General features: G+C 69.4%; 10 protein-coding genes. 6 read left to right on the forward strand and 4 right to left on the reverse strand.

What is annotated here, in order from left to right; translation table 11 throughout:
• Positions 1 to 136: 136 nt before the first annotated feature.
• Together QMX80_RS16035 and QMX80_RS16040 are read left to right on the forward strand one after the other, a co-directional pair.
• Entirely contained in the window at positions 137 to 1,243 is a 1,107-nt protein-coding gene (locus QMX80_RS16035; RefSeq protein WP_282278127.1) for a catalase family peroxidase, read from the forward strand.
• Positions 1,240 to 1,776: a cytochrome b gene (locus tag QMX80_RS16040; protein WP_282278129.1), complete on the forward strand. Its 537-nt coding sequence runs from the start codon at positions 1,240 to 1,242 to the stop codon at positions 1,774 to 1,776. The genes QMX80_RS16035 and QMX80_RS16040 overlap by 4 nt, the downstream gene beginning before the upstream one ends.
• A gap of 109 nt (positions 1,777 to 1,885) precedes the next feature.
• Here QMX80_RS16040 and QMX80_RS16045 read toward each other — a convergent pair whose 3' ends face one another.
• The 4 genes from QMX80_RS16045 to QMX80_RS16060 are packed head-to-tail and all read right to left on the reverse strand — an operon-like array spanning position 1,886 to position 5,429.
• A complete protein-coding gene (locus tag QMX80_RS16045; protein ID WP_055766618.1) occupies positions 1,886 to 2,488 on the reverse strand; it encodes a response regulator transcription factor in 603 nt (200 codons plus the stop codon).
• On the reverse strand, positions 2,485 to 3,681 hold the full coding sequence (locus QMX80_RS16050; protein ID WP_235504259.1) for a sensor histidine kinase: 1,197 nt from the start codon (positions 3,679 to 3,681) through the stop codon (positions 2,485 to 2,487). Before QMX80_RS16050 ends, QMX80_RS16045 begins: the two co-directional genes overlap by 4 nt.
• Before the next feature lie 36 nt (positions 3,682 to 3,717).
• Positions 3,718 to 4,503, reverse strand: coding sequence for an ABC transporter permease (locus tag QMX80_RS16055; RefSeq protein WP_055766624.1), 786 nt, complete (start codon positions 4,501 to 4,503; stop codon positions 3,718 to 3,720).
• Positions 4,503 to 5,429 (reverse strand): ABC transporter ATP-binding protein, encoded by a 927-nt coding sequence (locus QMX80_RS16060; RefSeq protein WP_282278136.1) that lies wholly within the window; start codon positions 5,427 to 5,429, stop codon positions 4,503 to 4,505. Before QMX80_RS16060 ends, QMX80_RS16055 begins: the two co-directional genes overlap by 1 nt.
• Positions 5,430 to 5,633: 204 nt before the next feature.
• Here QMX80_RS16060 and QMX80_RS16065 point away from each other — a divergent pair, with 204 nt between their 5' ends.
• From QMX80_RS16065 to QMX80_RS16080, 4 genes are all read left to right on the forward strand, one after another.
• Positions 5,634 to 6,884 carry an efflux RND transporter periplasmic adaptor subunit gene (locus QMX80_RS16065; protein WP_055766630.1) on the forward strand — a complete coding sequence of 417 codons (1,251 nt, stop codon included), beginning with the start codon at positions 5,634 to 5,636 and terminating at the stop codon, positions 6,882 to 6,884.
• An 891-nt stretch (positions 6,885 to 7,775) separates the two neighbouring features.
• A complete protein-coding gene (locus QMX80_RS16070) occupies positions 7,776 to 8,462 on the forward strand; it encodes an ABC transporter ATP-binding protein (RefSeq protein ID WP_055766636.1) in 687 nt (228 codons plus the stop codon).
• Positions 8,463 to 8,544: 82 nt separating this feature from the next.
• Positions 8,545 to 9,705 carry an FtsX-like permease family protein gene (locus tag QMX80_RS16075; RefSeq protein WP_055766639.1) on the forward strand — a complete coding sequence of 387 codons (1,161 nt, stop codon included), beginning with the start codon at positions 8,545 to 8,547 and terminating at the stop codon, positions 9,703 to 9,705.
• A 10-nt stretch (positions 9,706 to 9,715) separates the two neighbouring features.
• Complete coding sequence (locus tag QMX80_RS16080; protein WP_282278140.1) at positions 9,716 to 11,197, forward strand: ABC transporter permease; 1,482 nt, start codon at positions 9,716 to 9,718, stop codon at positions 11,195 to 11,197.
• Positions 11,198 to 11,265 lie beyond the last annotated feature (68 nt).

An 11,265-nucleotide genomic window follows, 5' to 3' on the forward strand; every position in this document is an offset into this window, starting at 1 on the left:
GGGCGGGGGGGCCGGGGTGGGGCGGGCACCACGCGCTGCGGCAGACTTCACGAAAAATTGAATTTCGCACCCGGCCGGGTTCTGCAAGGATCTGTGCATCGCGCCCGATGCGTTCCGCGACGGCAGGAGTCCGCCAATGCCACTGTTCCGTTATACCCGCGCCGGCCAGGAACCACCGGTTCCGCGCAGGCACACGCCGCTGCCATGGATCGCCCTGATCGCGTTGATCCTGGGCGCCGCCGCGCTCGCCTTTGCGTGGCTGGCCGGCTGGATCGGCCGCGACCGGCTGACCGCGCAGCGCTTCACCGACACCATCGAGGCCACTGGCCCGGCCCATCCCGGTTTCCGCCGTGCGCACAGCAAGGGCGTGTGCGTGGGCGGCTGGTTCTCTCCCAGCGCACAGGCGCCGATGCTGTCCAGCGCACGGGTGTTTTCGCAGCAGAAAGTGCCGGTGCTCGGCCGCCTGTCGATCGGCGGCGGCGACCCGCATGGCGCCGACGGCAACGCGCGGGTACGCAGCATCGCCCTGCAGCTGGTCGGCGACGATGGCCAGGAATGGCGGATGGCGATGAACAGCTTCCCGTTCTTCGCGGTGCCGACGCCGGAGGCCTTCTTCGAACAGACCCGTGCGCAGCTTCCCGATCCGGCCACCGGCAAGCCCGACCCGCAGAAAATGGCGGCGCTGCTGGCCCGCTATCCCAGCGCGCGGGCCTTCCAGCAATGGGCAAAGAGCGCGCCGTGGACCGACAGCTGGACCAATACCACGTTCAACAGCGTCAACAGCTTCTGGTTCACCAACGCGCAGGGCAACCAGCGCGCGGTGCGCTGGCGCTGGCAGCCGCAGGCACCGGTGGCTGAACTCGATGCCGACGCGCGCGGGCGCACGGATGCGGACTTCCTCGAACAGGACCTGCGGCGCCGCCTGGACAACGGCCCGGTGCGCTGGAACCTGGTGGTCAGCATCGCCGAACCCGGCGACGCAGTGGACGATCCGTCCACCCCTTGGCCGGCGTCGCGCAGCGAAGTGATGGCCGGCGTACTGAGCCTGGAGCGCATGCAGTCGCAGGAACAGGGCGCCTGCGGCGAACTGAACTTCGATCCGCTGATCCTGCCCGGCGGCATGCGCGGCAGCGATGATCCTGTGCTGGCAGCGCGCTCGGCGATCTATTCGCAATCGTTCAACCGCCGCGAGCGCGAACGCGCTGCCGGCGCTCCGGCGCAAGCCAGGGAGACCGCGCGATGAACACCGGCAACGGCCACTTCAACCTGCCGGCCCGGGTGCTGCACTGGTCCATGGCGGTGATGATCATCGCCATGCTGTTCATCGGCGTGACCATGGTCGCCTCACTGCACCTGCGGCCGCTGCTGATCGACCTGCACCGCCCGCTGGGCGTGGCCATCGGCGTGCTGGCGCTGCTGCGCCTGTACAACCGCCTGCGCCATCGCCCGCCGCCGCTGCCGGCCGAGCTGCCGGCATGGCAGGCGATGGCGGCCAGGCTGTCGCACTGGATGCTGTACGCGCTGATGCTGTTGATGCCGCTGATCGGCTGGGCGATGCTGTCGGCCGGCGGCTACCCGATCGTGTTGTGGAAAGGCCTGCAACTGCCGGCGATCGTGCCGCATACGCCGGCCTTGTACGCGGCGCTCCGCAACGCCCATGGCGTGCTGGCCTACGTACTGTTCGCCATGGTGCTGATGCACGTCGGCGCCGCGCTGTTGCACCTGTGGGTGCGCCGCGATGGCGTGTTCCAGGCGATGGCGCGCGGCAGGGACTGACGCTCCGCCGCCGGACACGCCCGGCCGCACGGTTCCGCGTGCCGGGGAGTCCTGCAGCCACCGCCGCTTCGACGCATGGCCATGCATGACCGGGCGCCGCGATCGCGGCTCAAAGCCAGCCTTTCTGCCGCGCCAGCCGGTGCGCCTCGATGCGATTGGCAACGCCCAGCTTGCCGATGCACTCGGACAGATAATTGCGCACGGTGCCATGCGACAGACCGAGCTGTTCGGCGATCTCGTTGGCCGAGCGGCCTTCGCCCGCGAGCCGCAGCACCTGGCGCTCGCGGTCGTTGAGCGGGTCGGCCTCGGTCCAGGCTTCCACCGCCAGCTGCGGGTCGATGGCGCGGCCGCCGCGATGCACCTGGCGCAAGGCTTCGGCGAGCTTCTCCGCCGGCGCGTCCTTGAGCAGATAGCCCTGCACGCCGGCGTCCAGCGCGCGGCGCAGGAAGCCGGTGCGGGCAAAGGTGGTGACGATCACCACCTTCGCCGCCAGCCCATGGCGCTGCACGCGCTGGGCCAGCTCCAGTCCGGTCAGGCCCGGCATCTCGATGTCGGTGACCAGCACGTCGGGCGCGAGCCGCTGCAGTTCGCGCCATGCCGTCTCGCCATCGGCGGCGGTGCCTGCCACCTCGATGTCGGCTTCCAGGTTGAGCAGCGCCGACAACGCGCCGCGCACCATCGCCTGGTCCTCGGCCAGCAGGATGCGGATCATGCGCGCGCCTCCATGGCCGGCAGCCCGGGACCATCGGGTGCGGCGGCCGCCACGGCCGCGTTCCCGTCGCCCAGCGGCACCGTCACCGTGAGCCGCGTGCCGGCGCCGCGCGGCGAATCGATGCGCAGGGTGCCACCCAGCGCCGCCACCCGCTCGCGCATGCCGGCCAGTCCGTTGCCGTTGGCGGACACGCCGCCGCGGCCGTCGTCGGCGACCTCCAGCACCACGGTATCGGCCTCGACGCGCACCGCGATCATCGCCTCGCTGGCCTGCGCATGGCGGGCGATGTTGGTGACCGCCTCGCGCAGCACCATCGCCAGCCCGCATTCGATCCAGGCCGGCATCGGCGGCGGCGGCGAATGCCGCAGGTGCACGCGCGAGGACTCCAGCAGCAGGTGCGCCGAGGCCAGTTCGGCGGCCATGTCGGCGGCGCGGAACCCAGTGACGGCGCTGCGCACCTGCGCCAGCGCGTCGCGGGCGATCTGCTCGGCCTCGGCCAGCTCGCGCTGCGCACGCGCCGGGTCGCGCTCGAACAGCTTGCGCGACAGTTCCATCTTCAGCGTGATCAGCGACAGCGTATGCCCGAGCAGGTCGTGCAGGTCGCGGCCGATGCGCTCGCGCTCGGCGGTGGCGGCCAGGCGCCGCACTTCCTCATGCGACAGCCGCAGCGCCGCGTCCTTCTCGCTGCTCGCGCGCTCGACATTGACGATCAGGCCGATGACCACGGTCAATGCCGGGATCCAGGCCACGACCTGCCATGGATAGCCGATCCACCAGGCCAGCGAGACGAAACCGGCGTTGAGCAGCGCCAGCTCCAGCAGGTACCGGCGCACGCCGATGCAGCGGTTGGAGCGCAGCATCACGCAGCCGAACACGAAATAGTTCATGCCCGAGGGATAGCTGCGCAGCAGCGCCATCGCCAGCACGACCATCGCCAGGGCGAAGATCGGCGCGCTGCGCCGCGACGCCACCAGGGTCATCACGAACAACAGGATGAACAGCGGATACGACCACAGCGTGATCAGCACCCAGCGCAGGGTGAAGCCGCCGCCGAACATCGGGGTGAGGAACACCCAGACCGTCCACAGCAGGTGCACGGCGTCGATCCACGGCCACTTGCCGAGCTTGAGGTTGTCGGCCACCACCGAATCGGGGGCGGGCTTCAGCCAGGCGGGGAGGTGGCGGTGGTTCACGGGGCGGTTCCTGTCGCGCAGGCGTCGATGATGCCATCAGCCATGCCGGCGCAGGCGGCGCACGGCGATGGCAAGGACGACCACGGTGAATGCGGCCAGCCACAGCAGGTGCGGCCAGGCGCTGCCGGTATCGAAGCCCACCGCCGACTGCGCCAGCGCATTGAGGTGGTAGCTCGGCCACAGCGGCGCCTGCGCGCGCACCAGCGGCGGCAGCATCTGCAGCGGGAACCACAGCCCGGACAGGAAGGCCATCGGCAGGTACAGCAGGTTGACCATGGCCGGCGCGCCCTGGCCCTTCACCAGCGTGCCCAGCAGCAGGCCCAGCGCGCAGAACGGCACCGCGCCGGCGATGCAGACCAGCGCCAGCCGCAGCATCTGCAGCGCCTGCAGCTGCACATGCGCCAGGGTCAGCCCCAGCGTCTGCAGCAAGGTGGTGATCAGCGCGGCCATCAGCATCGCCATCGCCATCTTGCCGGCCAGGTAGGCGGCCGGCGGCATCGGCAGCGCGCGCTTGAGGGTGAGCAGGCCGTTGTCGCGCTCCAGCGCCAGCGACATGCCGAAACCGAACAGGCCCGGCGCCATCACCCCGAAGGTGGAATAGGACGCCAGCAGGAAGCGCGGCGCTTCCGGCGTGCTGCGCCCGGCCAGCACCACGCCGAACATCAGGAAGAACACCGCCGGGAACAGCAGCGTCGGCAGCAGGAACGACGGACTGCGCAGGTAACGCAGGCATTCGGCGCGCGTTTCCTGCAGGTAGGCGGCGAATATCCGGCGGCGCGGCATCGGCGCCTGTACCGGAGAGAAGGCATGCAGGGTGTCCATCAGGCGGCCTCGTGCAGGTCGGGAGAAGCGACGGGCTCGTCGCGGGTCAGGTCGCAGAACGCTTCGTCCAGCCCGGCGGCCAGCACCTCCAGGCCGGACAATGCCGGATCGGTGTCGAGCAGGCGCCGCACCACCGCCTCGGCCTGGTCACTGGCTATGTCCAGCCGCGCGCCATCGCGCTGCACCTGGCGTACGCCCGGCCAGGCGGCCACGGCATCGGCATCCAGCGCGCAGATGCAGCGGATGCGGCGCGTTTCCACCCGCGCGCGCAGCGCATCGACGCTGCCGTCGCTGACGATGCGCCCGCGCAGCAGCACGCAGACGCGGTCGGCCAGGTGCCCGGCCTCTTCCAGATAATGCGTGGTCAGCACCACCGCCGCGCCTTCGCCGGCCAGCATGCGCACGGTGGCCCACAGCCGCTGCCGCGCCGGCAGGTCGAGCCCGACCGTGGGTTCGTCCAGGAACAGCAGGCGCGGGCGTCCGCACAGGGCGATGGCGAACTGCACGCGCCGCTGCTGGCCGCCGGACAGCCTGCCGTAGGGCCGCTCGAGCAGGTCCTCGATGCCGGCCAGCGCCGCGCTTTCGGCCAGCGGGCGCGGCGCCGGGTAGTAACTGGCGGTCAGCCCCAGCAGCTCGCCGACCTTCAGGGTCGGCGGCAGCGCCGCATCCTGCAGCATCACCCCGATGCCGCGCCGCGCCGCCACCTGCTGCGGGTCCTGCCCGAACAGGCGCACCTGGCCGGCATCGGCGCGCAGCAGGCCCAGCAGCAGGCCTATGGTGGTGGTCTTGCCGGCGCCGTTCGGGCCGAGCAGGGCCAGCACCTGCCCGGCATGCAGGTCCAGGTCCACGCCGGCCAGCGCCTGCAGCGCGCCATAGCGCTTGTGCACGCCACGCAGGCTTGCCAGTACCTCGTCGTTCGCGCCCATCTGTTCGCTCCTTCCGGGAATGGCGCCAAGGTATCGATGCGCACCACGGCCCCGTAGTGCGGGCGGTCAGGCCAAGCGGATGACACCCGTCACCTGTTCCGCCGCCGGGTGCCGCCTAGAATCGGTCTCCGTCGCCGGCGAGCCTGCCCCGCCGGTTTGGGTTACCTTCCGTCACTTCTTCCCGCGGACACTGTCCTGTCGCCGATGAACACCTCTGCCGATCTGCTCAAGGAACTGCGCATCGACCGTTCGGCTCCGCCGGCGCCAGGCCCGTCCTCGCCGCGCCGCTGGCTGTGGTGGGTGCTCGGCCTGCTGCTGGCCCTGCTGCTGGCGATCGCCGCCGGCCTCTTCTTCAGCCGCGGCAAGCCGGTGGTGGTGGAGACCGCGCCGGTGGTCGCCATCGGCCAGGACAGCGCCAGCGCGTCGGTGCTCGACGCCAGCGGCTACGTGGTGGCGCGGCGCATGGCCACGGTCTCGGCCAAAATCACCGGCAAGGTGCGCGAGGTGCTGATCGAGGAAGGCATGCGCGTGGAGGAAGGCCAGGTCATGGCCACGCTCGACCCGATCGACGCCAATGCGCAGCGCGCGCTCAACGCCGCCCAGCTCGACGCCGCGCGCAGCCAGGTCGACGGGCTGCAGGCGCAGCTGCGCCAGGCCGAGGCCGACGCCCAGCGCCTGCAGCAGCTGGTGGGCCGGCAGCTCGTATCGCGCGCGCAGTTCGACCAGTCCGTCGCCCAGCGCGACAACCTGCGCGCGCAGCTGGCCTCCGCCCGCCACAACGCCCGGGTCGCGCAGGACGCGCTGGCCATCGCCGACCTGGGCGTGGACAACAACGTGGTGCGCGCGCCGTTCGCCGGCGTGGTCACCGCCAAGGCCGCGCAGCCGGGCGAGATCGTCTCGCCGCTGTCGGCCGGCGGCGGCTTCACCCGCACCGGCATCGGCACCATCGTGGACATGGATTCGCTGGAGATCGAGGTCGAGGTCGGCGAGGCCTATATCGGCCGCGTGCAGCCGAAGATGCCGGTGGAGGCCGTGCTCAACGCCTACCCGGACTGGAAGATCCCGGCCGAGGTGATCGCGATCATTCCCACCGCCGACCGCGGCAAGGCCACGGTGAAGGTGCGCGTGGCGCTGAAGGTGAAGGACCCGCGCATCGTGCCGGAGATGGGCGTGCGGGTGAGCTTCCTGGAAAAGCCGGCCGAGGCCGGGCAGAAGAAGCCCGAAGGCGTGCGCGTGCCGGCCGCGGCGATCGTGCAGCGCGGGCAGGACGCGGTGGCGTTCGTGGTCGGCAGCGACGACACGGTGCAGGCGCAGGCGCTGAAGACCGGTATGGAGATGGGCAAGGACCGGCAGGTGCTGTCGGGCCTGTCGGCGGGACAGACGGTGGTGGTGAATCCGCCGCCGGCGTTGAAGGATGGCGACAAGGTGACGCTGGCCGGCGACGCGGGGCAGTGATCCGCGGTGGTCCGGCCGTGTGACGCGCGGCGTCGCTTGGCGAACCACCCAGCAGGCAGCCACCTCGAATTCTGCTGTTGCTGTTGCTGTTGCTTCTGCTCGTTATTTTGCTTTCGCCCTTCGGCTTTTGATGTTCGCCCCCCTTCCGCAGCGACGGAGCCGGTGGGAAAAACCCGAAGGGCGACGTGCATGGATGCACGTCGTTTTTCGACGAGACAGGGATGTCTCGTCGAAAAATCCCGCCGGCGGAGTGGACCCGACGCGCATAGCGCGTTGGGCGCGGAGGCAGGGCGTGTTTCTCTGGGTTACTTCTCTTTGCACGAGCAAAGAGAAGTAACTCGCTCCTGCGCAGCAGGAGTGAAAGCCTTGCTTTCACGATTCACGCTTTAGCCTCTGCCTTGGAGCCTTGTGCCTTGGCTCTTGTTTCTCATGCCCGTTTCCTGCAGGAGCAAGTTCAAACGCAGGAGCAGGATCAAGAGCTTTCGCTCCCCTTCGGGACGCGAGCTACCTTGACCAGCCATTCGGCTGTTGAAAAAGCTCCTCTTTGCTCGTGCAAAGAAAAGGTAGCCAAAAGAAACACGGGCCGGGACGCGATCCGTCGGGCTTCGCCCGCCGGTTCCCTGCGCTCCTCGCGGGCCAGGGGGACGGCGCACAACTCGCTTCGCTCAGACACGTGCGCCTCTTCGCCCCCTGTCCCGCTGCGGTGCCCGGCTCGCTCTACGGCCGGGGAAGTCAGAAGCAGGAAGCAAAAGCAACAACCGCAACCGCAACCGCAACCGCAACCACCGCAGCATCGCACCCATTCACCCGCTCCCGCCCCAGGCGGGAGGATAAAAGCAGAGCGGCGCGGCAGCGCCCGCCACCCACCGCATCACCCGCAGAGGATCACCCATGACCGCCCTCGTCACCCTCCGCAATATCACCAAGACCTACCAGCGCGGCCCCGAGAAGGTGCAGGTGCTGCACGGCATCGACCTGGACATCGCCCGCGGCGACTTCGTCGCGCTGATGGGCCCGTCTGGTTCCGGCAAGACCACCCTGCTTAACCTGATCGGCGGGCTGGATACGCCCAGCGGCGGCGAGATCGCCATCGAGGGCCAGCGCATCGACCAGCTCGGTGCCGGCCAGCTCTCGACCTGGCGCAGCCACCATGTCGGCTTCGTGTTCCAGTTCTACAACCTGATGCCGATGCTGACCGCGCAGAAGAACGTGGAATTGCCGCTGCTGCTGACCAGCCTGTCGGCCGGGGAGCGCAAGCGCCGCGCACAGATCGCGCTGGCCCTGGTCGGCCTGGCCGACCGTCGCGACCACCGCCCCAACGAACTGTCCGGCGGCCAGCAGCAGCGCGTGGCCATCGCCCGCGCCATCGTCTCCGATCCGACCTTCCTGATCTGCGACGAGCCCACCGGCGACCTGGACCGTCATTCGGCCGAGGAAGTGCTGGGCCTGCTGCAGCTGCTCAACCGCGAGCACGGCAAGACCATCATCATGGTCACCCATGATCCGAAGGCGGCCGAATACGCCACCCATACCGTACATCTGGACAAGGGCGAGCTGGTCGACGCCCCGGTGCACTGAGGAGCGCGGCCATGAAAAGCAAACACGACCGGTGTTTTCCACGGCCAAGCCGCCCGCAGGGTGGCGCACAGGGAGGTGCGCCATGAAATATTTCTCCCTCATCTGGGCGCAGCTGTTCCGCAGCCGCACCCGCACCCTGTTCACCCTGCTGTCGGTGGTCACCGCGTTCCTGCTGTTCGGCATGCTCGATTCGGTGCGCGTGGCCTTCAACAGCGGCGGCAACAGCGTGGCCGGCGCCAACCGGCTGATCGTCACCTCGCGCCTGTCGATCACCCAGTCGTTGCCGATCCGCCTGGACCCGCAGATCCGCCAGGTGCAGGGCGTGCGCGACGTCACCTCCGCCATGTGGTTCGGCGGCATCTACCAGGACCCGAAGAACTTCTTCCCCAACTTCTCGGTGGCGCCGAACTACTTCGACGTGTACCGCGAGTTCGAGGTGCCGAAGGACCAGCTGGAGGCCTTCCACAACACGCGCACCGGCGCCATCGTTGGTGCGACCCTGGCCCAGCAGTTCGGCTGGAAGATCGGCGACACCATCCCGCTGCAGGCCACGATCTTCCCGCGCGGCGGCAGCAACGACTGGCCGTTGCAGCTGGTGGGCATCTTCCATTCGAAGAACACCGCCGCTGCCGCCAACGACGAGCGCCAGCTGATGATGAACTGGAAGTACTTCGACGAATCCAACGATTACATCAAGAACCAGGTGAGCTGGTACACGGTGACGCTGGACAACGCCGACCACGCCTCGCGCGTGGCCCAGGCCATCGATGCGATCTCGGCCAACTCCGACCACGAGACCAAGAGCCAGACCGAGTCGGCGTTCCAGCAGGCCTTCATCAAGCAGTTCGCCGACATCGGCATGATCGTCACCTCGATCATGGGCGCGGTGTTCTTCACCCTGCTGCTGTTGACCGGCAACACCATGGCGCAGGCGGTACGCGAACGCATCCCCGAGCTGGCCACGCTGAAAACGCTGGGCTTCAAGGACGGCACGGTGCTGATGCTGGTGATGGTCGAATCGGTGCTGCTGGTAGGCCTGGGCGGTGCCATCGGCCTGGGCCTGGCGGCGCTGGCGCTGCCCGCGATGGCGCCCAAGACCATGGGCATGCTGCCGCCGCAGGTACCACTGCAGACCTGGCTGATGGGCCTGGGGCTGATCGTGCTGATCGGCCTGATCGTGGGCGTGCTGCCGGCGCTGCGCGCCAAGCGGCTGAAGATCGTCGACGCGCTGGCCGGACGCTGAGGAGAAGACCATGAAGAACAACATGAAGTGGGTCCCTGGCCTGGTTGCGCTGCTCGGTTTCGCGCTGCTGCAGTTCGGCACGCACAAATCGCTGCACCTGCTCGGCATCGCCCTGCTGGTCGCCTCCGCCATCGGCGCGTGGAAGCTGCTGCGCAAACCCAGACCGGGGCAACCACGGCAACGTTCGCGGAGCTGGTTGTGGAATCTGTTGACCATCGTTCTGCTCGCCATCGGCCTGGTCGCATGGATAGCCCTGCCATGGGTCGGCGTGCTGGCCGTGGTCGTCGCCATCGCGCTGTGGCTGCCGCTCACCCGCAGCGGGCGGCTGGCGCTGGCCGCCACCCGCATCGGCATCGCCAGCCTGCCGCAGCGCTGGGGCGCCTCGTCGGTGATCGTGGTCGGCATCGCCGGCGTGGTCGGCGTGCTGGTGGCGATGCTGGCGATGGGCGCGGGCTTCCAGGCCACGCTCAACAGCACGGGCGACGACACCACCGCCATCGTGCTGCGCGGCGGTTCGCAGGCCGAGACCAACTCGGTCATCACCCGCGACCAGGTGCCGCTGCTGGGCACGCTGCCGGGCGTGGCCCGCGATGCGCAGGGCCGCGCGTTGCTGTCGGCCGAGCTGTCGCAGGTGGTCAACCTGGTGTCCAGGGCCGACGGCACCGACGTCAACGCGCAGTTCCGCGGTGTCGGCGACATGGCCTGGGCGGTGCACGACAAGGTGAAGCTCGTGAAAGGGCGGCAGTTCAAGCCGGGCCTGCGCGAGATCGTGGTCGGCGAAGGCGCGCAGGGCCAGTTCCGCGACATGGAGGTGGGCAGGACACTGACCCTCGGCAACCAGGCCTGGACGGTGGTGGGCGTGTTCGCTTCCGGCGATGCGCACGATTCGGAGCTGTGGACCGATGTTCAGACCCTGGCCACCACCTACCAGCGCGGCGCCTACCAGTCGATCAGCGTGCGTACCGAGGGCAAGGACGGCTTCGAGCGGTTCAAGGCGGCCGTCGCGGCCGACCCGCGATTGAAGCTGGATGTGGAGACCACGCGCGCCTATTACAGCAAGCAGGGCGGCGGGCTGAACAAGCTGATCAGCATCCTCGGCACGGTGATCGGCGCGATCATGGCCGTGGGCGCGGTGTTCGGTGCGCTCAACACGATGTACGCGGCGGTGGCCACGCGCGCCCGCGAGATCGCGACCATGCGCGCGATCGGCTTCCGCGGCCTGCCGGTAGTTACCGCGGTGATGCTGGAGACCATGCTGCTGGCGCTGGTCGGCGGCCTGCTCGGCTGTGCGGTGGCCTGGCTGGTGTTCAACGGCTACAGCGTGTCCACCATCGGCAGCAACTTCAGCGCGGTGGTGTTCAAGTTCCACGTCTCGCCCGGACTGCTGTGGAGCGGACTGAAGTGGGCGCTGGGGATCGGCCTGGTCGGCGGCCTGTTCCCGGCGCTGCGCGCGGCGCGGCTGCCGATCACCACCGCCCTGCGCGAGACCTGATGGCGACGGCGGGGGGGCCCCCGGCCCCCCCCCCCCCCCCCCCCCGCGCCACCCCACCCCGCCGGCGG

It is taken from the genome of Stenotrophomonas sp. PS02297, from assembly GCF_029959705.1.
GTDB classification, from domain to species: Bacteria; Pseudomonadota; Gammaproteobacteria; order Xanthomonadales; family Xanthomonadaceae; genus Stenotrophomonas; species Stenotrophomonas nitritireducens.